The organism is Sulfitobacter aestuariivivens, from assembly GCF_014763045.1.
Classification (GTDB): domain Bacteria; phylum Pseudomonadota; class Alphaproteobacteria; order Rhodobacterales; family Rhodobacteraceae; genus Sulfitobacter; species Sulfitobacter aestuariivivens.
Map to the genome: position 1 here is coordinate 277,104 of NZ_JACTAG010000001.1, position 24,589 is coordinate 301,692.

The 24,589-nt window shown below is 57.6% G+C and carries 24 protein-coding genes and 2 pseudogenes; 10 read left to right on the top strand and 16 right to left on the bottom strand.

The features are described 5' to 3' along the window. Positions 1 to 75 precede the first annotated feature (75 nt). Positions 76 to 972 carry an RNA polymerase sigma factor RpoH gene (rpoH, locus tag H9Q16_RS01270; RefSeq protein WP_191073572.1) on the top strand — a complete coding sequence of 299 codons (897 nt, stop codon included), beginning with the start codon at positions 76 to 78 and terminating at the stop codon, positions 970 to 972. A 74-nt stretch (positions 973 to 1,046) separates the two neighbouring features. Next, positions 1,047 to 1,316 (top strand): DksA/TraR family C4-type zinc finger protein, encoded by a 270-nt coding sequence (locus tag H9Q16_RS01275; protein WP_191073573.1) that lies wholly within the window; start codon positions 1,047 to 1,049, stop codon positions 1,314 to 1,316. Positions 1,317 to 1,378: 62 nt separating this feature from the next. On the opposite strand, the gene H9Q16_RS01280 is transcribed toward H9Q16_RS01275, so the two are convergent. Beyond that, entirely contained in the window at positions 1,379 to 1,861 is a 483-nt protein-coding gene (locus H9Q16_RS01280; RefSeq protein WP_191073574.1) for a fasciclin domain-containing protein, read from the bottom strand. A gap of 217 nt (positions 1,862 to 2,078) precedes the next feature. On the opposite strand from H9Q16_RS01280, the gene H9Q16_RS01285 reads away from it, so the two are divergent. Continuing rightward, on the top strand, positions 2,079 to 2,321 hold the full coding sequence (locus tag H9Q16_RS01285) for a CDGSH iron-sulfur domain-containing protein (protein WP_191073575.1): 243 nt from the start codon (positions 2,079 to 2,081) through the stop codon (positions 2,319 to 2,321). Here the strand turns inward: H9Q16_RS01285 and H9Q16_RS01290 are convergent. From H9Q16_RS01290 to H9Q16_RS01315, 6 genes are all read right to left on the bottom strand, one after another. After that, entirely contained in the window at positions 2,316 to 2,795 is a 480-nt protein-coding gene (locus H9Q16_RS01290; RefSeq protein WP_191073576.1) for a GNAT family N-acetyltransferase, read from the bottom strand. The genes H9Q16_RS01285 and H9Q16_RS01290 overlap by 6 nt on opposite strands. Beyond that, positions 2,792 to 4,612, bottom strand: a complete 1,821-nt coding sequence (locus H9Q16_RS01295; protein ID WP_191073577.1) for a M3 family oligoendopeptidase — start codon at positions 4,610 to 4,612, stop codon at positions 2,792 to 2,794. The genes H9Q16_RS01290 and H9Q16_RS01295 overlap by 4 nt, the downstream gene beginning before the upstream one ends. Before the next feature lie 126 nt (positions 4,613 to 4,738). After that, positions 4,739 to 6,337, bottom strand: a complete 1,599-nt coding sequence (locus tag H9Q16_RS01300) for an ATP-dependent DNA ligase (protein ID WP_191073578.1) — start codon at positions 6,335 to 6,337, stop codon at positions 4,739 to 4,741. Continuing rightward, complete coding sequence (locus H9Q16_RS01305) at positions 6,334 to 7,347, bottom strand: ligase-associated DNA damage response exonuclease (RefSeq protein ID WP_191073579.1); 1,014 nt, start codon at positions 7,345 to 7,347, stop codon at positions 6,334 to 6,336. Before H9Q16_RS01305 ends, H9Q16_RS01300 begins: the two co-directional genes overlap by 4 nt. A gap of 41 nt (positions 7,348 to 7,388) precedes the next feature. Then, entirely contained in the window at positions 7,389 to 8,336 is a 948-nt protein-coding gene (locus tag H9Q16_RS01310; RefSeq protein WP_191073580.1) for an alpha/beta fold hydrolase, read from the bottom strand. Then, positions 8,336 to 8,626, bottom strand: a complete 291-nt coding sequence (locus H9Q16_RS01315; RefSeq protein ID WP_191073581.1) for an SCP2 sterol-binding domain-containing protein — start codon at positions 8,624 to 8,626, stop codon at positions 8,336 to 8,338. Before H9Q16_RS01315 ends, H9Q16_RS01310 begins: the two co-directional genes overlap by 1 nt. Before the next feature lie 84 nt (positions 8,627 to 8,710). On the opposite strand from H9Q16_RS01315, the gene H9Q16_RS01320 reads away from it, so the two are divergent. The 5 genes from H9Q16_RS01320 to H9Q16_RS01340 all read left to right on the top strand — a co-directional run bounded on the left by H9Q16_RS01320 (position 8,711) and on the right by H9Q16_RS01340 (position 13,773). Then, complete coding sequence (locus H9Q16_RS01320) at positions 8,711 to 9,268, top strand: tetratricopeptide repeat protein (RefSeq protein ID WP_191075113.1); 558 nt, start codon at positions 8,711 to 8,713, stop codon at positions 9,266 to 9,268. 15 nt (positions 9,269 to 9,283) lie between these two features. Then, on the top strand, positions 9,284 to 12,187 hold the full coding sequence (locus H9Q16_RS01325; protein ID WP_425507681.1) for a helicase-related protein: 2,904 nt from the start codon (positions 9,284 to 9,286) through the stop codon (positions 12,185 to 12,187). Next, on the top strand, positions 12,187 to 12,573 hold the full coding sequence (locus H9Q16_RS01330; RefSeq protein WP_191073582.1) for a S4 domain-containing protein: 387 nt from the start codon (positions 12,187 to 12,189) through the stop codon (positions 12,571 to 12,573). Before H9Q16_RS01325 ends, H9Q16_RS01330 begins: the two co-directional genes overlap by 1 nt. 52 nt (positions 12,574 to 12,625) lie before the next feature. Further along, a complete protein-coding gene (gene fdxA / locus H9Q16_RS01335; RefSeq protein WP_191073583.1) occupies positions 12,626 to 12,964 on the top strand; it encodes a ferredoxin FdxA in 339 nt (112 codons plus the stop codon). A gap of 296 nt (positions 12,965 to 13,260) precedes the next feature. Further along, positions 13,261 to 13,773: a CarD family transcriptional regulator gene (locus tag H9Q16_RS01340; RefSeq protein WP_191073584.1), complete on the top strand. Its 513-nt coding sequence runs from the start codon at positions 13,261 to 13,263 to the stop codon at positions 13,771 to 13,773. Positions 13,774 to 13,784: 11 nt separating this feature from the next. On the opposite strand, the pseudogene H9Q16_RS01345 reads toward H9Q16_RS01340, so the two are convergent. After that, positions 13,785 to 14,195 (bottom strand): annotated as a pseudogene (locus tag H9Q16_RS01345) (integrase core domain-containing protein); the annotation flags it as partial. Positions 14,196 to 14,216: 21 nt separating this feature from the next. After that, positions 14,217 to 15,110, bottom strand: a pseudogene (locus H9Q16_RS20555) (IS3 family transposase); the annotation flags it as partial. Positions 15,111 to 15,310: 200 nt separating this feature from the next. Here H9Q16_RS20555 and H9Q16_RS01360 point away from each other — a divergent pair. Then, positions 15,311 to 15,604, top strand: a complete 294-nt coding sequence (locus H9Q16_RS01360) for a hypothetical protein (protein ID WP_191073587.1) — start codon at positions 15,311 to 15,313, stop codon at positions 15,602 to 15,604. A gap of 59 nt (positions 15,605 to 15,663) precedes the next feature. On the opposite strand, the gene H9Q16_RS01365 is transcribed toward H9Q16_RS01360, so the two are convergent. Genes H9Q16_RS01365 through H9Q16_RS01375 form a run of 3 tightly spaced genes read right to left on the bottom strand, consistent with a single transcriptional unit; the run spans position 15,664 to position 19,953 of the window. After that, positions 15,664 to 17,418, bottom strand: coding sequence for an adenylate/guanylate cyclase domain-containing protein (locus H9Q16_RS01365; protein WP_191073588.1), 1,755 nt, complete (start codon positions 17,416 to 17,418; stop codon positions 15,664 to 15,666). Positions 17,419 to 17,434: 16 nt separating this feature from the next. After that, complete coding sequence (locus tag H9Q16_RS01370) at positions 17,435 to 18,826, bottom strand: pyridoxal phosphate-dependent decarboxylase family protein (RefSeq protein WP_343067744.1); 1,392 nt, start codon at positions 18,824 to 18,826, stop codon at positions 17,435 to 17,437. 44 nt (positions 18,827 to 18,870) lie between these two features. Beyond that, positions 18,871 to 19,953 carry a PLP-dependent cysteine synthase family protein gene (locus tag H9Q16_RS01375; RefSeq protein WP_191073590.1) on the bottom strand — a complete coding sequence of 361 codons (1,083 nt, stop codon included), beginning with the start codon at positions 19,951 to 19,953 and terminating at the stop codon, positions 18,871 to 18,873. Between the two features lie 208 nt (positions 19,954 to 20,161). Here H9Q16_RS01375 and H9Q16_RS01380 point away from each other — a divergent pair, with 208 nt between their 5' ends. Beyond that, positions 20,162 to 21,700 (top strand): winged helix-turn-helix domain-containing tetratricopeptide repeat protein, encoded by a 1,539-nt coding sequence (locus H9Q16_RS01380; protein WP_191073591.1) that lies wholly within the window; start codon positions 20,162 to 20,164, stop codon positions 21,698 to 21,700. A gap of 311 nt (positions 21,701 to 22,011) precedes the next feature. Here H9Q16_RS01380 and H9Q16_RS01385 read toward each other — a convergent pair whose 3' ends face one another. The 4 genes from H9Q16_RS01385 to H9Q16_RS01400 all read right to left on the bottom strand — a co-directional run bounded on the left by H9Q16_RS01385 (position 22,012) and on the right by H9Q16_RS01400 (position 24,583). Further along, positions 22,012 to 22,485, bottom strand: a complete 474-nt coding sequence (locus tag H9Q16_RS01385; RefSeq protein ID WP_191073592.1) for a GNAT family N-acetyltransferase — start codon at positions 22,483 to 22,485, stop codon at positions 22,012 to 22,014. Between the two features lie 252 nt (positions 22,486 to 22,737). Continuing rightward, positions 22,738 to 23,394, bottom strand: coding sequence for a methyltransferase domain-containing protein (locus tag H9Q16_RS01390; protein WP_191073593.1), 657 nt, complete (start codon positions 23,392 to 23,394; stop codon positions 22,738 to 22,740). Between the two features lie 50 nt (positions 23,395 to 23,444). Next, positions 23,445 to 23,864, bottom strand: a complete 420-nt coding sequence (locus tag H9Q16_RS01395) for a DUF6326 family protein (protein WP_191073594.1) — start codon at positions 23,862 to 23,864, stop codon at positions 23,445 to 23,447. Positions 23,865 to 23,926: 62 nt separating this feature from the next. Continuing rightward, the gene (locus H9Q16_RS01400) at positions 23,927 to 24,583 is read right to left on the bottom strand and encodes a DUF2306 domain-containing protein (RefSeq protein WP_191073595.1); all 657 of its coding nucleotides are present in this window, start codon (positions 24,581 to 24,583) and stop codon (positions 23,927 to 23,929) included. Positions 24,584 to 24,589 lie beyond the last annotated feature (6 nt).

Genomic DNA, 24,589 nt, shown 5'->3' on the forward strand with positions numbered 1-24,589 from the left:
TCTTGAAACGAGCGCGCTTGCTGACCATATCTATGTTAATCCCGTAAACATCGGGTGACAGGAAGGGACTTTAAGATGGCAAATTATGCAAATCTGCCGGCACCAACCCCGGAAGGCGGTCTGAACCGCTATATGCAGGAAATTCGTAAATTTCCTCTGCTTGAGCCAGAGGAAGAGTACATGCTGGCCAAGGCATGGGTTGAGCAGGAAGACACCGAGGCGGCCCATAAGATGGTCACGTCGCATCTGCGTCTGGCCGCCAAGATTGCCATGGGATACCGCGGATACGGCTTGCCGCAGGCGGAAGTGATTTCCGAGGCCAATGTGGGCCTGATGCAGGCTGTAAAACGCTTTGATCCTGAAAAGGGATTTCGCCTCGCGACCTATGCGATGTGGTGGATCCGCGCATCTATTCAGGAATACATCCTGCGCTCTTGGTCGCTGGTCAAACTGGGCACGACGTCTGGCCAGAAGAAGCTGTTTTTCAACCTGCGCAAGGCAAAGAACAAGATTGGCGCGTTGGAAGAGGGCGATCTGCGGCCGGAAAATGTCAAGACGATTGCCACGCAGCTGGGCGTGACCGAGGAGGAAGTGATTTCCATGAACCGACGTATGTCCGGTGGAGATGCGTCCTTGAATGCGCAGGTCGGCTCTGAAGGTGAAGGCACCATGCAGTGGCAGGACTGGCTGGAGGACGAGGACGCTGATCAGGCCGGGGATTACGCTGAAAAGGATGAGCTCGAAACCCGCCGGGAAATGCTGGCTGAGGCACTTGAGGTGCTGAACGACCGGGAAAAGGACATCCTGACCCAGCGCCGGTTGAGTGATGAGACAATCACGCTTGAAGATCTCAGTGGTCAGTATGATGTCAGCCGCGAACGTATCCGCCAGATCGAGGTGCGCGCGTTTGAAAAGCTGCAAAAGCGCATGCGTGAGCTGGCGAAAGAGAAGGGCATGCGGGTCGACGCCTGATCTGCAAGCGACTTGACGCAACAAAAGCCCTGCCCACATGATGGGCAGGGCTTATTTCATGCGGGAGACCCTTGATGGCTGGCGGGTGGGCAAAGGACGGCGCGGTTTCGGAACAAATCGAAGCGTCGATCAGCGACGAATTGGCGCGTATGAAGGCACGCAAGCAGCCGCAGGGCGAAAGCCTGACCAATTGTGCTGAATGTGAAGAGCCGATCCCGGAGGCACGTCGTCAGGCGCTGCCCGGCGTGAAGCTGTGCGTTGACTGTATGTCCGAGCGTGATGCCACGTTCAAAAGGCGCGGAGGGATCAATCGGCGGGGGTCAAAGGACAGTCAGCTTAAATAGATCCCAAAGCAAGAGAGCCCCGGCTGTGAGGCCGAGGCTCTGGTCTTTCGGTTCCATTCCGATCAGGGCAGCAGCACCGTGTCGATAGCGTGGATGACGCCATTGGACGCGGCCACATCGGGAATGATCACCGTTGCGCCATTCACTTTGACACCGTCAGTGCCGTCGACGTTCAGCCGGCCACCCTGTGCGGTGTTAAGCGACCCGGTCTGGCCAATAAGAGCAGAAGCAGGATAGACACCCGGTACGACGTGATATGTCAGGATGCTGATCAGCTGGTCCTTGTTCTCAGGCAGCAGCAGGCTGTCGACCGTGCCCGCTGGCAGTGCGGCAAACGCATCGTTGGTCGGGGCAAACACGGTAAACGGGCCGGGACCGGCCAGCGTGTCAACCAGACCTGCGGCAGTGACGGCGGCCACGAGTGTGGTGAAAGCGTCGTTGCCTGCAGCGACATCAACGATGGACCCACCGTTTGCTGTGGCGCAGCCGGCAAGGCCAAGTAGGCCGACGGCGGCGGTGGATTTAAGGACAAATCTGCGGTTCATGAGGAAGCTCCCTGTTAGTGATACCATGTGCAATACGCATCAGAGCTAGGGCTGGATCAGTCTTAGGCAAATTTAGTTTTATATGGGCCGCCCTTTGCACTGGAAACCGACGGCTGAGGCGCATCTACGTTTGGGGCATCACGATCAGTGCACAATGGCCTTGCCGATCTGAAGTTGCAGTGGTCTGATTGCACCCTATTCCCTAAGGAGGGTTCTGATGGCAGATACGCCCAAAAACATGCGCAAGAAGCCTTATGCGATGGAAGTGGAGGCGGGCAAGTCTTATTTCTGGTGCGCCTGTGGCAAGTCTTCGACCCAACCGCTGTGCGATGGATCACACAAGGGTACGGAGTTTGCGCCGCACAAATTCGAGGCCACCAAAGACGGCAAGATGATGTTCTGCGGGTGCAAGAAATCGACGACGCCGCCGTTGTGCGATGGAACGCACGGAAAGCTATGAGGCAAGCACCATCCGCATGATGTTTTGCGGCCCTGCGTCGCCTTTCGGCCATTCCTGCCCGGTATCCGCGAAACCGCCACCGAGGTATGCGGCATAAGCTGCCGGATTGCTCTTGTTCACTGTCAGCCAGAGTGCCTTGGCGTGCAGATAGCGGGTCGTCAGGTACGGGGGCAGGGCAAGGACGGCCTGGGTCGCAATGCCCTGGCCCTGGCAAACCAGATCAATGATGAACGCTCTGAGCCCCAAATCACCGTTTGAAGCAAAGGGATATTTGCGGCCATAGGTCGTATCGATCTTGAAGAAACCCACCGCGGTCTGCCCCCGGAAGATGCCGTGAAAATCCACGCCATCCTCTGCTGCCTCAAAAGCCTCTGCGACGGTTCCCGAGAACTTTTTCTGGTGCTCTGAAACCGTGATATGAGAGACGCGGTCAAAGTCGGCGGGGCCAATGGGGGCAAGCCGCAGGGGCGTCACCCCTCCATTGCTTCCAATTCATCGATAAAGCCTGAAATCATGCTGAGGCCCTTGTCCCAGAACGCGGGATCCGAGGCATCCAGCCCAAAGGGGGCGAGCAGTTCTTTGTGATGCTTGGAGCCACCGGCCTTGAGCATGTCGAAATACTTCTCTTCGAATCCCTCTTCGCCCTCGGCGTAGACCGCATAGAGGGCGTTCACCAGCCCGTCGCCAAAGGCATAGGCGTAGACGTAGAAGGGCGAATGCACAAAGTGCGGGATATAGGCCCAGAAGGTTTCATATCCGTCCATGAACTCAAACGCCGGGCCCAATGATTCTGCCTGTACAGACATCCACAGCGCGTTGATGTCTTCTGGTGTCAATTCTCCGCTACGGCGGGCTGCGTGCAGTTTGCATTCGAAATCGTAGAACGCGATCTGGCGGACGACGGTGTTGATCATGTCCTCGACCTTGCCGGCCAACAGTACCTTGCGTTGCGCGTCGTCTTTGGCCCCGTCCAGCATTTTGCGGAAGGTCAGCATTTCGCCGAACACGCTTGCAGTTTCAGCCAATGTGAGAGGGGTAGAGGACAGCATCTCGCCCTGTTCTGCTGCGAGAACCTGATGGACACCGTGACCCAGTTCATGAGCCAACGTCATCACGTCGCGGGGTTTGCCCAGATAGTTGAGCATCACGTAAGGATGGACGTTCGTAACCGTGGGGTGGGCGAAGGCCCCGGGCGCCTTGCCCGGTTTCACGCCCGCATCAATCCACCCTTTGGAAAAGAAGGGGGCGGCAATCTCTCCCATACGCGGATCAAACGCGTTGTAGGCATCCATCACGGTCTTTTCAGCGGCGGCCCAGTCAACGACCCGGGGGTCTTCCATGGGCAGGGGCGCATTGCGGTCCCAGACCTGCATCTTGTCCAGCCCAAGCCACTTGCGCTTGAGCTCGTAGTACCGGTGGCTGAGCTTGGGGTATGCCTTGACCACCGCGTTACGCAGCGCCTCGACCACCTCGGGCTCTACCTGATTGCTCAGATGGCGGCCGGTCTGTGCCGTTGGCATTCCCCGCCAACGGTCGATGATTTCCTTTTCCTTTGCCTGCGTGTTATGAACGCGCGCGAATGTCTTGATATTGCTCTGGAAAACCTCTGCCAGCTCACGCGCCCCCGCTTCACGGTTGTCCCGCTCCGGGTCGGTCAGCAGATTAAGCGTCCCTTCGATATTCAGCGTTTCACCGTTCACCTCAAAGCTGAGGCCGGCGATGGTTTCATCAAACATCCGTTCCCAGGCGTCACCCACCACGCCAAGGTCATGGAGGAACTTTTCCAGTTCATTGCTTAGCTGGTAGGGCTTCATCGCGCGAATACGGTCAAAGACAGGCTTGTAACGCGCCAGATCAGCATTGCGGGCAAAAAGGCCGTCCAGGTGGTCGTCTTCCAGCTGGTTCAGCTCGAGCGTGAAGAACACCAACGGCGTGGTGTAGTTGGTGATCTTTTCCTGGCAATCGGACATGAACTTGGCGCGTCCTGCGTCCGTGGTTTGCTGGTAATAGCGCAGCCCCGCAAACGACATGATCCGGCCCGCGATGTTGTTGATCTTTTCATTGCGCAGGACGCATTCGAGAAAGCCAGCCGCGTCGAGTTCTGCCAGTTTGCCTTCGTAATCGGTCGCAAAGGACCCGCAGGCCTGCTCGAGCCAATCCAGATCGCGCTTGAGTTCGGGGGCGTCCTCGCCCGTATAGAGATCATCCAGATCCCATTCAGGCAGATCGCCCAGGTCCTTGGTGCCAGACCCGGCATTGGCGTCGCGGACGGGGAAGGGGAGTTGGAACATCGCGGAACCTCTTTGCACTGTTTCGCCTTACCTATGATGCGCAGCACTTCAGGGCAAGGCGGGGGAGGCTGCCTGCCTCCCCCGAGCCCCCACCGGGGATATCTCCGGCCAGAAGAGGCAGGGACGTCAGCCGTAGATGCGAAGCATTTCGTTCAGATCTGCGAGGGTATTTGCCTCTTGCAGGGGTTTGTCCTTGCGCCAGCGGCTCATGCGGGGAAACCGCAGGGCGACACCGGATTTATGGCGGGAAGAGGCCTGAATGCCTTCGAAGGCAATCTCGAAAACGTGGTGCGGGGTGACCTGGCGCACGGGGCCAAAGCGCTGGAGCGTGTTTTTGCGGACCCAGGCGGTGATTGATTTGAATTCCGCGTCGGTCAGGCCGGAATACGCTTTGGTGAACGGCACCAGATCATTGCCGTTCCAGACCGCAAAGGTGAAGTCGGTGAAAAGGTTTGCGCGTCGTCCGGACCCTGCCTGCGCATAGATCATCACCGCGTCGATGGTCAGCGGATCGAGCTTCCATTTCCACCAGTCGCCCTTTTTCCGGCCTGCCAGATAGGGGCTGTCAGCCCGTTTGAGCATCACGCCTTCTGCCTGCACCTCGCGGGCCGCATCGCGGTAGTCGCCCAGGGCGCTCCAACTGTCGAAACGCAACTGGGGGGATAGCCTGACCGGGACATCACCCGGCAGATTGTGAAGGGCATTTTCAAGCAGGGCGCGTCTCTCTCCGAAGGGGGTGTCGCGCATGTCTTTGCCCTGCCATTCCAGCAGATCATAGGCGTGCAGAACGACGGGGGCCTCTGACAGTAGCTTTTTGGGGACGGTTTTGCGCCCGATGCGGGGTTGCAGGGCGTTAAAGCTGGAGGGGTGATCGGCCTCAGCCTGCCAGACCAGCAATTCCCCGTCGAGCACTGTCCCGGGCGGGATATGGTCAATTGCGCGTGCAAGCTCGGGAAAGCGATCCGTCATCAGCTCTTCGCCACGCGACCAGACGTAGTAGGCACCATCCCGCAGGATAAGCTGACCGCGAATGCCGTCCCACTTCCACTCCGCCCGCCAATCGTCTGGGTTATCAAGGCTTTCTGGTCCGTCCTCCAAGGCGTAGGCGAGATAGAACGGATAGGGCCGTGATGCATCGGCTGAGGCGTCTTCGGCCTCAATTAGCGCGTGCCAGCTGATGTCGTCCGGGTGCCAGTTCCCCATCAGGCGGTGAGCAAGCTCAGGCTCAGGCTTGCCGGTGGCCTTGGAAAGGGCACGTGTCATCAGTTTTTGGCTGATCCCTACACGAAAGCCACCGGTGATCAGCTTGTTGAACAAAAACCGCTCTGTGCCGCCAAGCTGTTGCCACGCATCGAGGACAAATGTCTTTCGCGCGGGCTCTTCTACATCCGATAGGGCGCGTAAGGCGTTGATCCAATGTGACAGGGTCAGATCTGACGTGGTTGTGTTCGCGGGCAGGACAAGGGCAATGGTTTCGGCCAGGTCGCCAACGATCGGATAGGCCTCTTCAAAAAGCCACAGCGGGATGCCGGCGGCTTCGGCACCCCATTCACGCAGCCGGGTCGTAGTAACCGCGCGCTTGGGTCTGCGGCCCGAAAACAGAGCGATGGTCCAAAGCTTGTCGTCTTCGTTGGCGTCGCTGAAATAGGCCGCCAGCGCCTCTACCTTGACGGTGGTCTTGTTGCTTTGGTCAATGGCGTTGAAGAGCGCGGCAAACCGTTTCATGCCGCATCTCCGGCATCGAGCGTCTCACCTTCGAATTCCGTTGGAACGACTTGCGCGTTCCACCCATTCTCATTCAGGTATCGCGTAAAGATATCCGTGTAACCATGTGTTACATAAATGTTTTCAGCACCTGTTTCGCGGATGGCCCAGAGCAACCCACCCCAGTCCGCGTGATCGGAAATCACGAAACCTCGGTCCCCCGCGCGCCGTCTGCGCACCCCGCGCAGGGCCATCCAGCCCGAGGCGAAAGCACTTTCCTGTGGACCGAAACGCCGCGCCCATTTGCTGCCCAGGGCAGACGGGGGCGACAGGACCAGCGCGCCGGAAAAGTCCTTGGGCGTAAGCTCAGCCGTTACAGGGACGGTTTCGGGCAGGGGGATGCCCTGATCACGCAGCACAGCATTGGTGTTTTCCACTGCACCATGGGTCAGGATCGGACCGATATCGGGGTCCAGCATGGTCATCAGGCGCTGCGCCTTGCCCAACGCGTATGCGCCCAGAAACGCCGTCTTTCCAGCCGCGGCGCATCCGCGCCACCACGCATTCAGGTCTGCAGCCACATCGGATTGTTCCGTCCAGCGGAATACCGGCAGTCCAAACGTGCTTTCAGTGATGAAGTGATGACATTGCACAGGCTCGAAAGGTTCAGACAGCCCATCGTCAATCACTTTGTAGTCGCCCGAGGCAACCCAGACCTCGCCCGCGACTTCGATCCTGATTTGGGCAGAACCCGGTACATGACCTGCGGGGTGAAACGAAACTTTGGCGTCGCCTATCTGGCGGATCTCTCCGAAACTTATGCCTTCGGCAGTGATATCGCCCAGGCGGTGGCGCATGACGGGCAGGGCGGCGTGAGTGGCCAGATAGCTGCCCATGCCGTCGCGGGCGTGATCCGCGTGACCATGTGTGATGAGCGCGCGCGTAACGGGCCGCCACGGATCGATGTAGAAATCGCCTGCCGGGCAGTAGATCCCTTTGTCAGTAAAGCGGAGAACCGGGTCGCGTGTCATGCGCAGAGTGTAGGGTGGCGCGCAGCCTTCTCAACCTCGGATCAGGAGATTACCGGGGCCAGAAAGAGTTTTTCCAGACCATCGAAGATCGGATCGCGCATGCTCTCAATCTCCATCAGGACTTCGTGTTCGCCGCCTTTTACGGTCTCAAGCTTGCCGCCTTTCCAGCTTTCCATGCGGGCATGGATGCGGGGCACATCTACGATGCGTTCATTGCTGCCGACCCAGGTTGCGGCAGGCAGGTTGGGGGCGGACCGGCTTGCCAGATGCTTGGTCTCTGCAATCGCTTCACGCAGCCACACAAAACTGGGGCCGCCAAGGGACAATTCCGGATGCGCGGCAAGCTGATCGCGCATCATGTCGTACATCTGGGCATCCGTGGTCAGCATGTTGTCTTCAAAAGGCTGTACTTGCACGTACGGGGTGGTCACTGACCCCGGAGGCAGCAGATGCCCACGCCCAACACGCGGCATCACCTTGGACAGCACATTGGCGACAATGCGCAGATGCGGCGCGATGTAGATGCCCCACATCGGCCCGGTGAACGCGGCGGCCTGTACCGGCAACCCCTCCATCACAGCGCGCAGCCCGATGCAGCCGCCCATGGAATGTGCCAGCAGGTAATAGGGACGCGGCAGGCCAAGTTTCCGCGCCGCACGCAGCAGCGTTGCCACGTCTTTCTGGTAATCGGTAAAATTGTCTACATGGCCTACCAGGGGGTCATCCAACAGACGGTCGGCCAGTCCTTGTCCACGCCAGTCGATGGCCATGCTGGACAGGCCGCGACGTGCCAGTTCAGCCGCCGTCACGCCGTATTTTTCAATATATTCGGTGCGGCCGGGAAAGATCAGGACCGTTCCCTTGGCCCCATCAACCGGCCAATGGCCAACCCTGATCCGCTTACCATCGGACGTCTGCGCCCAATGCGCTTCCCCCCCGGCGGGGCCGGGGTGGATGTCGGTGAAAAACGGGGCTGGCGCCAGTTGCATCAGGACAGAACAGTCGCCAATTTCATCGCGGTGCCCATGTCGCCGTCAACCTTGAGCTTGCCGCTCATGAAGGCGGCGGTTGAATTGGTCTCGCCGTCCATGATGGACTGAAAGGTGTCGACATCCGCCGTCAGGGTGACGTCGGTGTCTTCATCGCCGGCATGTGCGCCGTTGCTGTCGATGACAACACTGCCTTCGCCTTCGATGTCAAACTTGGCTGTGCCATCAAAGGATTCGCCTGCCAGTTTTTCGTTCAATGCGGCTACCGCTTCGTTCACAATATCGCTCATGATCTGTTCCTCCCTGCCGAATTCGGCAAAATGGCCCCGTCACGTCTGGAATTGCGGCGGCAGCCTGTTACATTGAGTTTTGTTATGCGTCTGATTAGCGTCAACCTCAAACGTCACCTTACGGCACTTGGGCTCACAGTGTTGCTGTGCGGCACGGCTATGGCTGAAACCGCCCCGCCTGAGATGATCGAAAAACTGCGCAGTGCAAGCGAGGGTGAAGCGCCGCGTGTCGCGCGCGAGCTTGAGCGTGTCTGGGCGCGTTCGGGATCTGCGGCGATGGATTTGCTGCTCAAGCGGGGCCGCGACGCGTTGGAGGCAAAGGAATTTGGCAAGGCGATCGAGCATCTGACGGCGCTGACCGATCATGCGCCGGATTTTGCCGAAGGGTTCCATGCCCGCGCCGAAGCTTATTTTCGAGCTGATCTTTACGGCCCGGCGCTCGACGATCTGCAAACGGCGCTTGAGCTGAACCCGCTTAATTACAACGCGATCTTTGGCCTGGGGGTTATGATGCAGGAATTTGGCGACACCCGCCGCGCCGCCGATCTGTATCGCCGTGCGCTTGCGATCCACCCGCACCACAAGGATGCGCGCACCGCGCTCGATTATCTCAAACGCGACGGCATCGGACGCGAACTTTAGGTCGGGAAAACAATCGTGACACGCAAGGGTAATGTGGTCGCCGTTCTTGGCCCCACCAATACCGGCAAGACCACTTATGCCATTGAGCGTATGCTGGCTCACCGTACAGGGGTGATCGGTCTGCCGCTGCGCCTCTTGGCGCGCGAGGTTTACGACCGGATCGTTGACTTGCGCGGGCCGTCGGTCGTGGCGCTTGTCACGGGCGAGGAACGCATCGTTCCTCCGCGCACGCAGTATTGGGTTTGCACGGTAGAGGCGATGCCGCAAGGCATGGGTGCCGACCTTGTCGCGGTCGATGAAATCCAGCTTTGCGCTGATCCGGAGCGCGGGCACGTCTTTACCGACCGGTTGCTGCGCGAGCGGGGCCAGCACGAGACGCTTTTTCTGGGCTCAGACACGATGCGGGGGACCATTGCAGCCCTTGTTCCCGAAGCCCAGTTCATGCGTCGGGAACGAATGTCCGAATTGACCTATTCTGGTCAGAAAAAGATAAGCCGAATGCGACCTCGCAGTGCAATTGTCGGTTTTTCGGTTGAAAATGTATATGCGATCGCAGAGCTTATTCGCCGCCAAAAGGGCGGGGCAGCCGTTGTCATGGGCGCATTGAGCCCCCGGACGCGGAATGCTCAGGTAGAAATGTATCAGTCGGGTGATGTGGATTTTCTGGTGGCGACGGATGCCATCGGTATGGGGCTCAATCTGGATGTGGATCACGTTGCCTTCTCCGCGCTTAGCAAGTTCGACGGTCGCCGGATGCGACCGCTTGCGCCGAATGAACTTGCGCAGATCGCCGGCCGGGCCGGGCGCGGGATGAAATCGGGCACCTTTGGCGTGACCGGAGATGCACCGCCGTTGCAAGACGATGTCGCGCGCGCGATTATGGATCATTCCTTTACGCCGCAGAATAAGATCAACTGGCGCAACCCAGCGCTGCAATTCGGCAGCATCGACAGGCTGATTGCCACGCTTGAGTTAAAGCCCGACGATGAGCGCCTTATGAAAGCGCGTGAGGCGGACGATTTACGCGCTCTCAAGGCCTTGGGTGAGATCACAGAGGTTCACGCGCGTTGCTCGGACGGCAATTCGGTGAAACTGCTGTGGGATGTGTGTCGTATTCCGGATTTTCGGGGTATCAGCCATGCCGAACATGCCAGCCTGCTGGAGGACATTTTCATTGATCTTCATCAGCATGGCGAGGTCCGCGAAGACTGGCTGGCACAGCATATTAGGCGCATAGACCGAACCGATGGCGACATTGACGCGTTATCAAAACGATTGGCGTTTATCCGCACTTGGACTTACGTTGCGCAGCGCAAAGGCTGGACACGTGACGAAAGCCATTGGCGTGGGGCGACCCGTGTCGTAGAAGACCGCCTGTCAGACGCGTTGCACGAGCGTTTGACCCAAAGATTTGTAGATCGGCGCACATCCGTGCTTTTGCGCCGGCTAGGACAGAAGGAAGCCATGGTGGCCGAAGTAAGCGAAACCGGTGAAGTCACCGTTGAGGGTGAATATGTAGGCAAGCTGGACGGTTTCCGTTTCCGCGCTGACAAGGGCGCTGGCGGGGCCGAGGAAAAGGCGATCAAGTCTGCGTCTTTGCAGGCATTGGCACCTCAGTTCCATCTGCGCGCGGATCGGTTCTATAACGCCCCCGATACCGAAATTGATTTTACGGAACAGGGCGGCTTGATGTGGGGCTCTTCTGCTGTCGGCAAACTGGTTGCAGGGGCGGATGCCCTGAAACCGAAGGTCGAGGTTTTCGTCGACGATGTGGCCGGTGCAGAGGTTGCCCAGAAGGTGGAGCGGCGGCTGCAGCATTTCATCGACCGCAAGGTTGCGGCCCTTTTTGAGCCCTTGATTGCGCTGTCGCGCGATGAAGAGCTTGGCGGCCTGGCCAAGGGCTTTGCCTTTCGCATGCTCGAAGCCTTTGGCATTCTGCCCCGCGGGGATGTGGCAGAAGAGGTGAAGGCGCTGGATCAAGATGCGCGCGGGGCCCTGCGCAAGCATGGTATTCGCTTTGGTCAGTTCACTATTTTCATGCCGCTTTTACTGAAACCTGCCCCGACACGTTTGCGGTTGGTGTTGTGGTCCCTCTCCAAGGGCCTGTCGGAATTTCCTGAATCCCCCCCCCCGGGGCTGGTGACCGTCCCCGTAGCCGCGGACGCGCCCGAAGGGGCGGACACGATGTCAGGATATCGCAACGCGGGCACCCGGGCCATTCGCATCGACATGCTGGAACGCCTTGCGGATATGCTGCGCGCGGAGGATTCGCGCGGCGGTTTCGAGGCCAAGGCGGATATGTTGTCGATCACCGGCATGACGTTGGATCAATTCGCCGATCTTCTGCAAGGTCTTGGGTACAAAGCCGAAAAAGGTGAGCGCGCCAAGGTCAAGACAGTGACTGAGGTGATGCCGGAAGCCCCAAAGGACGTCGCTGAAGACACGCCTGTCATGGATCTGGCTGACACTCCGCCAGAAGGCGGGATCATCGAAAAACCTGAACCGCCGCAAGCCGCAGACACGCCCAAAGACGTGGCTGAGATCATCGACGAGGGGCTGGCCCCGATCATCGAAGAGCCCGAAGAAGCCGCTCAGGTGCCAGAAACGATGGAAGGCATGGACCCGGCGGAAAATCCGCAAGGCACCGCGCCGGATGCCGAGATCGCCGGTGCGGAAATGGAAATCTTCTACACCTTCACCTGGGGCGGAAACCGGGGTGCGCGCGGCAAACCGCAAGGTAAGCCTTACGACCGGACAAAGGCCAAGCGCGGCCCGCGCCACGATAGTGGCAAGGGCGGCAAAGGCCCGAAGGGGAGCAAGCCACAGAACTTCTCTGCCAAGCCGCCGCGCCGCGAAAAGCAGATCGACCCCGACAATCCCTTTGCTGCCGCCCTTATGGGGCTCAAAGACAACAAATAGTGTCGGACCGGGCCGAGAAACTGCGGCTCGACAAATGGCTGTGGTATGCCCGGTTCTTTAAGACCCGCTCTTTAGCGTCGACAATTGTCGGCGACGGAAAGGTGCGTATCAACGGCACGCCCACGTCGAAACGCAGTGTCACAATCAGCGTCGGTGACGTGCTGACTTTTCCGAAAGAAGATGACATTCGCGTGATCCAGATCGATGCGCTTGCGACGCGACGAGGCCCGGCATCCGAAGCGCAGGGGCTTTACACGGACCTGCACCCCCCCGAACGCAAGCCACGCGAGAAGATCGCGCGCAATCCGGCCTTTGAGGGCAAGGGGCGGCCGACCAAGAAAGACCGTCGGGTGATGGATGAATCAAGGCAGCGCCATCTTGAATGATCCTGCCCCCTGATTTAGCTACACCTCGAACTCAAGCGCATAAAGAGCCCACATGACCTATATCGTCAACGACAGCTGCATCGCCTGCAAATACACCGACTGCGTCGAAGTCTGCCCGGTGGATTGCTTTTATGAAGGCGAGAACATGTTGGTCATCCACCCAGACGAATGCATCGACTGTGGCGTTTGCGAACCGGAATGCCCGGCTGATGCCATCCGGCCGGATACCGAACCGGACATGGAAAAATGGGTCGAGTTCAACCGTAAGTATTCCGAGCTTTGGCCCGTCATCATCACCAAGAAAGACCCGTTGCCGGATGCGGATGAACGCGATGGCGAAGCGGGAAAGATGGAAAAGTATTTCTCGGAAAATCCGGGCGAGGGGGGCTGATTCGCGCGTGTTGACCGGGCGGAACGCGGGATTTGGGCCATAAATCGCTGACCAAAAACGATTTTGGTGCGACTTACCTAGCGACAACTTTCAGCAAGGTCGTTTTTGTGATATAGTTCGCCCAAAGCTGAACCAGTCGTTGATTGAGAAATGCAAACCCGCCTTTCGGGTTTGACGTGAAAATTCAAACAGATCGCAGCCGGACGCGAGCCACCAGCGCTTCGCCCGCCTGTGATCTTTACGGTCTGGCAAAGTATCATTTTATGCGGGGCGACCCGCGCTACAGGAGCTACTCTATGTCCAAGTCGAAAAAGCTCGATTTTCGTCCCAACGAATTTGTTGTCTACCCTGCCCACGGGGTCGGGCAGATCGTATCCGTTGAGGAGCAGGAAGTCGCCGGCATCACGCTGGAGCTCTTCGTCATATCCTTTGAGAAAGACAAGATGACCTTGCGGGTCCCCACGCACAAGGCGACCGAGATCGGGATGCGTGCCCTGTCATCCCCTGATGTCATCAGCCACGCGATGAAGACGCTCAAAGGCAAAGCCAAGGTCAAGCGGGCCATGTGGTCTCGTCGCGCACAGGAATATGAGCAAAAGATCAACTCTGGTGACCTGATTGCGATTGCCGAGGTTGTGCGCGACCTGCACCGCACCGATGACCAGCGTGAACAAAGCTATTCCGAGCGCCAGCTTTATGAGGCGGCGCTGGAGCGGTTGACGCGTGAAGTCGCTGCGGTCGGCGGGGGCGATGAGATCGCTGCTGCCAAACAGGTGGGTGACGTGCTGGAAAGCCGCGTGGCAGCGTAGGCCGTGTCCCATTACTGACCGGAAAGCCGCCCCAAGGGGCGGCTTTTTTGTGTTATGGCCCGGACTCTGGGCCCTTGAACTGTTCCCCATTGAGTCCGTTGATTTCGGTTAACTCTGTTCAGGATTTGGTCTTCTTTTGATCGGTTCACATATTCAGCAGGCGTCAGGCCAGCGAGGCTTGTGTGCGGGCGGAAATGGTTAAAATCGTCGCGCCAGGCTGCGATGAGATTGCGTGCGTGATGGATGTTGTCCAACAGGTGCTCGTTCAGATATTCTTCGCTCATACGCTCATTGAAGCTTTCTACGAACCCATTTTGCAGCGGCTTGCCGGGTGCGATGTAATGCCAGTCAACCTGCCGGTCTTCCTGCCACTTCAGGATCGCATTGGACGTCAGTTCCGTGTCGTTGCCTGAGACTACCAGTTCCCCCGGTTTCGTGGCCGGTTATGGGCTTAGAGATTCCAGCCCTTCAGCGGCGGCCCTTTCGTAGTTGATTGGTGACCTATATCCCAAAGCCGAATGTCGGCGAGAGGGGTTGTACCATCCTTCGATGAACTCGAAGCAAGCGACACGGGCCTCTGCTTTCGTCGCGAACTTGCGGCGATCCAGCAACTCACATTCGAGGGTGGCAAAGAAGCTCTCAAACACGGCGTTGTCAAAGCAGTCACCAACCGATCCCATCAACGGCCGCACACCCATTTCCTTATATCGCAGACCAAAGGCCACGGATGTGTATTGGGAGCCCTGGTCGCTAGGGTGAATGACGCTTTCCGGTTTGCGATGCGTGATCGCCATATTCATCGCATCGATGACCAGTTGCGCCTGCTGATTGTTGCCCATTGCCCATCCGATGATACGGCGGCTGTAGGCGTCCAGCACGACCGCCAGATATAGAATGCCCACCCAAGTCGGCACATAAGTGATGTCTGCACCCCAGAGCACATTTGGCGCATCCATTGCCCGGCAGGCGATTTGCACAGCAATTCTGCCGAGAGGGGGCATAAAAGTTGCGGTCCACCAAATCTGTGGCCGGTCGCATGCGCGGGTCGCGCTGTGTCGTGATCACGAACTTACGGCGGCTGACGCCTCGCAAATCCTTGGCTTTCATAAGGCGCTCAACAGGCTGCGACCCACACTGACACCCTTATCAGCCAGTTCAGTGTGAATGCGGGGCGCACCATAGGTTTCTTTCGAGGCCTTGTGGATCTTGGCGATGCGGTCGCCCAAGGCTTCATCCGCAACTGATCGGGCACTGGGCGGACGGCTGTGATGGGCATAAAAACCACGACGCGATACACCCAGTGTGCGTGACATCAACTGGATGGAATAATCGGCCTCCCCTCTCGGCAGATTTGGCTTTGCCAAATCGCCTGCCGGGCAACGGTATCGCGGTCATGAACTGGAAGACCTCCGCGATGTCACGTCGAGTTGTGCAAACCAGGCGTCGCCTGTGGTTTCTCGAACCAGTGGCGCAACCACTGGCAACCCTATGACAGGATATCACGCTCCTGACGAAGCTGCTTAACCTCCCGTCGAAGATGGCGCAGCTCTTCGCGTTCCTCGCTGCTCAGGCCATCCTGGCGGTCGTCATCGTCGACCTCGACCTGCTTAACCTAGCCATAATGTTCGCGGCACAGGGCTCAAACTCCCGCGCCAAGCTTTCGACACTGCGCCCAGCTCGCGCCAGCGCAACAATCCGATCCTTGTATTCCGTCGGGTACGGGTTCCTCGTTCTCGGCATGAAAAACACTCTCCTTCATCAAGTGAAAAGTGTCCGTCAAACCGGGGGAACTCCAGTCGGTCGCATGGTCTTCATTGCTTTCGGTGCGTGATGTTGTTCTGCGCTAGTTTTTGGTCCTAACTCAGGCGATGTCTGGCATTGCGTAAAAGTCTATTCTTCCGGAATACCAAGCTTGCGCATGTAGATGGCGACGTCCTCCAACGCCGTTGACGAAAATACCATCGCCTCCTTGTAACGCTTGATGGTCAGGTCGGGGTAGGCCTCTAACATCGCAGCCTTGGAAACGTCCGCCTCGTCGGCGCGTCCAGCGGCCAATAGTACTGGGGCAAGATTGCGGTGTATCCAAAGGGCATTGGGTCGCTCCATCAAAGCGCGTAGAAACAGATCGGCAGCGGCGTCGAAGTCGCCGGAAATCTGATGCGCAGAGGCTATTCCAACAAGGTTATTGAAATTCATCGGATCAAGCGGGCTCAGGCGCATCGCATGTTCGAAATGGCCGAATGCTGCAGCAGGACGGTCTGCATAGACCTCCAGCCAACCCAATCTGCTGAGTGCCCAAGCGGAATTGGGATCAAGCGCGATTGCCCGCTCCAGCAGAATGCGTGCGGTACCGTGGTTGCGGGCAAAGGTATGCACAACACCCAGCACTGACAAGATCAGCGGATCATCCCCTGAAAGCCCCGCAGCCCGTTCCGCCATCTCTAACGCGCGGTCCCTGATCGCCACAATATCATCGGACCAATTGTAGACAGAATGCTGCGACCAGCACCAAGCGGACAATGCCAACGCCAGAGGATAATCAGGATCAATCTTTAAAGCGTTATCCAGCAAGCTCAGCGCTTTGGTCGATGCATCCTGATCTTGCATCCAGACATGTCGCATGGCTCGCATGGCATAGTCATAGGCCCCCATATCGTGGGGGCGTTTGCGTGCTGCGCGGTCTATTTCGGCGCGCTGGATTGACGGCTGCAATGCGCCGGCAACCTGTTCGATAATCCGGTCCTGCAGATCGAATAGCTCGCTATCTGCACCATCGTATTTTTCAGCCCAAAGGTGGGCACCGGTTGTCGTCTCAATCAACTGAACAGTGATCCGCAACTTGCCGCCTGCACGCTGCACCGATCCTTCAAGAACATAGCCGACGCCCAATTCACGTCCGATGTCGATGACGTTCATGTGCCGCCCTTTGTAGGCAAAGGAGGAATTACGGGCGATCACAAAAAATGATCGGATGCGCGACAGAGCAGCGGTCAGCCCTTCGACCACGCCATCCGCAAAGTATTCCTGGTCTGGATCGCTCGACATATTGTCGAACGGCAGCACCGCGATGGAGGGCTTGTCGGGCAAAACCAATCTTTGGGCACTGTCGTGGGCTTGCGTATCTGGCCATCGGAACACGCGCACCTTGCGCACAATATTTTTCAAGACCCGTTCGCCCACATCGGCAAACTCTGCATCAATCTTGCCGTTCACGTGTTCATAAGCCGTAGCACTGAGGGCCACTCCGCCGGGGGTGCAGACCTCTTGGATCCGCGTGGCAACGTTCACGCCGTCGCCAAAGATGTCTGTTCCTTCAAGGATCACATCGCCCAAATTAATCCCGATGCGCAGGGCAATTGCCTTTTCGGGCGGGACACCCTCATTAAAACTGCGCATCTGCTCCTGAATAGCAATGGCAGCACCCACCGCATCAACAACACTGGAAAAGATGATGATCGCCCCATCCCCCATCAGCTTGGCAATACGCCCTTGATGCTGCATCACCTGTGGCGAGACGATGGTTTTTTGCAGCCGCTTCAGGGTCGCCAGCGTGCCGTCCTCATCCGCCCCCATCAAACGGGAAAAGCCCACAACATCGACCGAGATGATCGCCGCGAGTTGCCGCTGCGTGCGCCGTGGGGACATCAGATTTGGCTCCTTTTCATCGACTTACTGCAGTTTCAGAAGGCGCATTGCCCAAGACATGTGTCCAAGCCGCGCGGATCGCCCCTGTTGTAATCGCGACGTCCTCATCAGAGATAGCTCCCGAGATCACGGAGATCCGCATAACCCATTCACCGCGCCAAGCAGCGCCAGCAACAAAGATGGTACCGTCTGCAACCACGCGATCCATGACAGCCGTAGCCAAGGCCTTGCGTTGCTCAGCGCTATCGGTGTCATCGCCAAACCGCAGAATGACCTGATTGAGGACCACGTCGTTCATCACCGATATGCCCGGCACCTGTGCCAAGTCCGCTGCAATCTGCCTGGCCAGCCCACAGTGCTGACGTACCATGGCCGTAACGCCACTGCGCCCCAGCGACTTCAAGGCAGCCCAGGTCGGCAACCCGCGTGCTTTGCGCGACAATTCCGGCACTAAATAAGACGGGGGCCTGTCGCTAACGCCTTGAGGGGGCAGATAGCTGGCGCAGATTGCCATACTGCGCTGAAGCGCATCTGCATCGCGGACAATCGCATAACCGGAATCAAAGGGCACCTGCAGCCATTTATGTCCGTCCACGACCCAGGAATCTGCTCTCTCGATACCTTCTGTCAGGGATCGCAGTTCAGGTACCGCCCGCGCCCAAAGTCCAAAAGCGGCATCAACATGGAGCCAGGCATCATTTTCATGGGCGATATCCGCGAGCCTCGCAAAAGGATCAAAGGCACCCGTGTTGATCTGCCCTGCCTGCGCAATGATAAGCTTTGGGCCATCGCAGCCAGCGCAATGGCGCGCGAGGTCATCCGCCAACATCCGGCCTTCGCTGTCTGTGTCCACGCGTATCACGCGGCGTTCCCCAAAGCCCAGATAGCGCAGGGCCGACAAAACCGACGCATGCAGATCGTCACTGATAAAGACATGTACCTCAGGCGCGCCAAAAAGCCCGTCAGCTTCGCAGTCCCACCCGCTCCGCCGGAGTAATGCGCCGCGCGCAGCGGCGAGCGCTGCAAAGCTGCCTGCGGTGGCCCCGGTGACAAATCCTACAGCGGCTTCACGCGGCAGATCCAAAACTTCTAGCAACCAACCTGCCGCAGTTTCTTCTACGGCTGCGGCTGTCGGCGTTGCCGAATGCATCGCTGCATTTTGTCCCCAGGCCGCAGCCAGCCAATCAGCTGCCACACTCACCGGGGCAGAGGCACCCATCACCCATCCAAAGAACCGAGGGTGGGTGATTGGCATCAGGCCTGCTTCGCCACGGTCGGCAAGTTCATTGATCACCGCACAGTCAGGAATACCCGTTTCCGGCAAGGGCTCCGCAAAGCGTGCACGCATTTGGTGATAGTCAAGCTGTGGCTTTACCGGATGATTGGCAACCTCAGATCTGTACGCCACGGCCCGCTGACAGGCGGTTTCAAAAACATCCATGATCGCTCTAGTCACCCCATCTGCGCGTCAGGTGTCGACAATGAAATGGCGACCTCTTCGGCATCCATGTCCTCAGCAATGTTCTCAAACATCGGCGTGCTCAGGTACCGCTCTCCGGTATCGGGCAACATGCACAAGATGACTGAGCCCGTTGGTGCCTTTTCGGCAAGCGCCAAAGCTACGGCAAAAGTGCTCCCGCCGGAAATACCAGTAAAAATTCCCTCTTTTTGGGCAAGATCTTGTGCGCATTTGATCCCATCAGGACCCGCTACAGGGATCAGCTCATCATAATATTCACCATCAACTGCCTCTTGCAGGACTGCCGGAATGAAGTCAGGCGTCCATCCCTGTATGGGATGTGGCTCAAATGCCGGGTGACTGACAGCAGGCGCACCGTTGGCATCACGTTCCTGCGCATGGCCACTACCCACCAGCTGCGCGTTGGCAGGCTCCGTCAGGACAATCCTGGTCTCGGGCCGTTCTTTGCGCAGCACCCGTCCGATGCCGGAAATCGTTCCACCTGAACCATAGCCAGTGACGAAATAATCCAACGCTGAACCGGCGAAGTCGGCAATAATCTCGCGGCCTGTGGTTGTTTCATGGATGTCAGCATTGGCGTCAGTCTCAAACTGTGACGCCAGAAACCAGCCATGTTGCTTGGCCAAGGCAGCGGCCTTTTTGTACATGCCAACACCCTTCAAAGCACGCGGGGTCAAGACCACTTTTGCCCCCAGCATCCGCATCAGCCGCCGCCGCTCAACGGAAAAGCTATCTGCCATGGTCACGACAAGTGGGTAGCCTTTTTGGGCGCAAACCATTGCCAACCCAATCCCGGTGTTCCCGCTGGTGGCTTCCACGACTGTTTGACCGGGTTTAAGCGCACCAGACCGCTCTGCCGCCTCAATGATGTTGACTGCCAGCCGGTCCTTGACCGACCCACCGGGATTAAAAGCTTCAGCCTTTACATAGATTGTCGCGCCTTTTGTGGGGATGTTGTTGACGCGTATCGCCGGCGTGTCGCCAATTGTGTCCAAAACGCTGTCAAAGAGTCGACCGCGTCCATGCGTTGTTCGGATACCTTGATCGTTTCCCATTAATCATTTCCCTGTTGTTGAATGGTCTGTCGTTAAATCGATGCGTTTTTTTCTTCGTGGCTCGAACCAAGAGTGAGGCAAAGAGGTGCATGATGAATGTCTGACAGATCGCTGCACACGCTGCTTGAGGAAAACTTGAGTTTTTCTTGGTGTTTCCCTCAGGCGGCATTAGTCTTTGCGGATGCGATATCACTTTGACCCTTTCACATTGGACGCCACCCGGGGTCTGCTCCAGGTTGCCGGTCAGGACATCGCAATTGAGCCGCGCGGATTTGCACTTTTGGTACTCTTGGTCACGCACCACGATAGGATGGTGACAAAGGACGAGATCGTCGAGGCGGTTTGGGACGGCCGGATCGTGTCAGATGCCGCAATTGCCACAGTGATCAAGACAACGCGAAAAGCCCTTGGTGACACTGGAGTGACGCAAAAGTACATTCGCACGGTGCGTGGACGGGGTGTGCGTTTTGTCGGGACACTTGCGCCAGTTATCCCTGCTGAGGTGGGCCGTCCTGCAACGGTAGCTGAACCCTCTTCGCTGGTAACATCCAAATCGCGCCCCTCCATCGCCATCCTGCCCTTTCGTATGGTTGGGTATTCACAAACTTTCAGCGCAATTTCTGATGCCATCCCTGCAGAGCTGATTTCATGCCTATCGCGCCTGCGCTGGCTGACGGTCGTGTCGCGCGGATCAACCTTTCGTTTTCGCGACAGTGAAACTGATCTCGAAGCGGTTCATTCCGCTCTTGGGACTAAGTACTGCCTCACGGGGTTGGTCGAGATTTTCGGCGCTGTCATCGCGGTTTCGGTCGAATTGTCAGACACCCGCAGCAAGGCTGTCGTCTGGAGTGAACGATTCTCAGGCACTGTCAGTGACGTAAATGAGACCCGAAATGACATTGTGACTCATGTGATCTCAGCACTTGAACTTCACGTTCCGCTGAACGAGGCAAAACGGGCGCGCTTGCGTCCTCCCGAAAATCTGGATGCATGGAGCATGTATCATCTGGGCCTTCAGCACATGTACCGGTTCAACAAGGCCGATAATCTGGTCGCCGCCAGCCATTTTGAACGGGCCACACACCTCGATCCTGACTTTGCCCGAGCCTACGCTGCACAGTCTTTTACCAGCTTTCAAAACGCCTTTCTTAAATACAATGCCAATGCTGTGGCGGAAATTGACAACGCGCGCCGGTTCGCTGAGAAGGCAGTTGAGCTAGACCCGATTGACCCATTTGCAAATTTCACGCTTGGCCGCGCGCACTGGCTCAAAAGCGACCCTGAAGCGGGAATGCCCTGGATCGACCGCGCAATTGAGCTTAGCCCCAATTTTGCGCAAGGTTTCTATGCGCATGGCTGGGGCGACGTCATGGCGGGGCGCGGTGCAGAGGCCTTGGAGCAGCTTCAAAAGGCCATTGCCCTCAGTCCGTTGGATCCGTTCTTGTACGCAATGCAGAGTGCCTGTGGTTTGGCCTGCCTGCAATTGGAAGACTACGATAACGCTGTGCTCTGGGCGGAAAAGGGTGCACGCGCCCCGGGTTCGCATTTTCTGATCGGAGCTATTGCCGCAGTGATCTGCAAAATCAACGGTGACGAAGAAAAGGCCGCCCATTGGGCAATGACAACGAAAACCCGCAGACCCGACGCCTCTGTGGCGATGTTTTTCGATGCCTTTCCCTTTCAAGATCAACACATGCGTTCGCAGATGACTTCTGCTTTGGTCTCAGTTGGGTTCCAAGCCGACTAAACTTTGATGATCAAAACCTTTAGCTGTTAGCAGATGCACATTGAGGGGACGGATACCATATTCTTGATCCAGACAGCCCTAAATCAAAACATCAAATCTTGAATGGAGATAGCTTCCATTGCAGGAAGTGAAGCGAAATGCCAATTGATCCGCTGACCGACGTTTAAGCGTTCAGAATGCGGAAATATGTACGAATAGGCCCGGTGCAAAAGCTGAACCGTCGCGTTCGATAGTACGTCCAAAGTCCGCTTTCGGCCGCGCGCTACGACATATTCTGAAGCTGGCGATGTGCCAGAAATCGGACAATGCTGTCACTCTGTCGCAAGTTGAAATTTGAGAAAGGTCGCCCCGTCATAATCGACTTCGCCAACCCGCCAAGCACCAAGTCTGTCGAGTGCCCGCAAGTTCGTTCGTGACGGTGGTAAAAGGAAGGTTACATACGGGATGCGTCTATCGGAAATCGCAAAGTCGATCGCCTTTCGCGCGATGCGCGGCCCGAGGCCAAACGTGTCGGGCCGCAAGACGAGTCCGAAATCCCACTCGGCCCCTTCTTTTTGAAATCCACCCCAGCCGACATATCGATCATCAGACAAAAATGCCCAATGTCCAAGTCCGTCACGGTGCCAACACTCCTCCTTTTTGGCGACAAACTGCGCCACTGTCTCGGCATTCCAAGCAAATTTCAGAAGCGGCATATGCTCGGCCACACGAGGGTCGGACATGTGCGCCAAGATTTCGGCTGGGTCGATTTCCGACAATCGGACGAATCTAATTTCAGATCTCATTGCGACGACTTTCCATGTGTTCGTCGCCCATTGTCCGCTGGGCGCGCTATTTCAACAGTTAACTCATTGTCTGGCATCGTGCTGGGACATATGCATTCAATTTGTTGCTATCCAGATCCCGGAAATACCCTCCGTAGAAACCATGATTTCCGCGTGGGCCGGGGTGGCCTCATCTGATCGGCCAAGTTCGAGGCTCCTGACGTGAAGTGTATCGAAGGCCTCTATGTTGGTCACTTTCAACTCCAAGCTCGGCTACCAAGACGCCCGGGTTACTGCGCCAGACCGCCTTGCAAGTAAGGTCGAGGCCGGACCATGGCTTGGAATTGCCCGCACTTCAAAACCGTCGAAACGCTCGATTGCCTGCATCAATCGGGGACGGGACATAAACCGACCGGTCCCGCGAAACAAAAGCGCCTGGCGCATTAGGCTGTCGGCAAGGCCGCGGGCAGGCTCATCCGCGCAAAACGCGAGACACAGCGCGCCGCCGACCCGAACAACCCTGCAAAGCTCAGTCAAGGCCAGATAGGGATCGGGGACGGTTTCCAAAGCCCAAGCACAGGTTACAAGATCGAAGGTGCCATCCTCAAAAGGCAAGGACTCCAACCGTCCGTTTACCTTTGGCACAGGGATGTCGGCGCAACGTGCAAGCATCGCTGCGGACGGGTCGAGAAGGGTCATCAAATTCGGGGGCATTCCCTCCGCAATCAATGCACGTGCCAGATTGCCGGTGCCGCAGCCAGCATCCAAAAATTTCGAATTCGGCGTCGCAAGTGCACGCACCAGGCCTTCCAGGGCGGCCTGCGCCTCGCCGCCTGCATGACGCAGCCAGCGATGATGAAGTTTGTCATAATGCGGTGCGAGTTTGTCATAAAGATCAACCGCATCGCTCACAGGCGTTTCTGCCAACATCTCTTTGGTCCTATTACTCGATGATAGTGACTGCGATGCGCGCACGTTTTTTACGAAGAACTTGCGTCGGATTGCGGCGCGGTGTGTTTGTGCTCGGGCCACCTCCATGCGGTCCAGAGAATTGCCATTAGTGCCGCGATCTCGATGATGAGGTGAAAGGTGTCATCCATGTCGGTTGGAGACGAGGAAAGGAGTGTCCCCGTCGTGACGATCGCTGCAAGAACGGTGACAGGGCGGCAGATCCTGCGTTTCAGCAGGAGCGAAAAGAGCACCATCGCAATTGGCACTTGGACGAGGAAACCGCCCAGAAGCATCAGCCCTTCGGTAATCTCGATGCCGTTGTAGTAGCCAGTCATCAGCATCTCGATATGGGACGCGAGGACAAACTGGTGAATGTCGCGAAAGATGATGTTGAGCAGTATGAACAGCCACAGGGCCGACAGAAGAATATGGGGATCGAGCTGTCTCATTTCGGTGTCTTCTTTCAGTGTTTCAGGAGTTTGCCGGTATCAGGCCGGGAGCACGGTTGGGTTCAGATCACGGCGCCTGATGTGCGCGTTGCGAAAGCGCGGCGTATCAGGAGTTCCGCAATCGCAAGGTTGATGGCCCAGGCCCCAACCATCAGGACGTCTCGCGAAAATCCCTGCAGTTCAGTGTCAAAAAGGGCCATTGCGACCAGAAAGAGCGCGGTCTGCGTTGAGGCCCCTTGGCCGATGGCATAGGCGCGCAGCATTGCAGCGCGGTGCGCGGCGACGTCTCGCGATCGGATCGCAATGATGGCCCACGCGATGAGGGCGACCATTGCAAGGCTAAGCGTGACCCTCGCCCCGTAAAGCAGTGGTCCCTGCAGGGCTTCGGGAAATGCGAAAGCTACCGTCATCCAGAGCCCGGTAAGCGCGCTGACGCATCCCGCTACCGCTACGACCCGCCCGAGAGTCCGGTGCAGGGCGGGACGGTAGCGCCTCAGGCTCGGCAGGAACTGCACAGCCCCCACAAGGCAGAAAACTGAACTGCCGAGGATATGCAATGTGATCGGGAGGGGCTCGATCACCGCACGCGGGTTCGGCGGTATGATCGCCGGAGCGCCGAAAAGTTCCGGAAGCCGGACCAGCCCGACGACTGCCGGAATGAATGAGTAGAGGAACACGAGGGCAAGGAACGCCCATTCGCGACGGCTGATAAAGTACATGCTTTG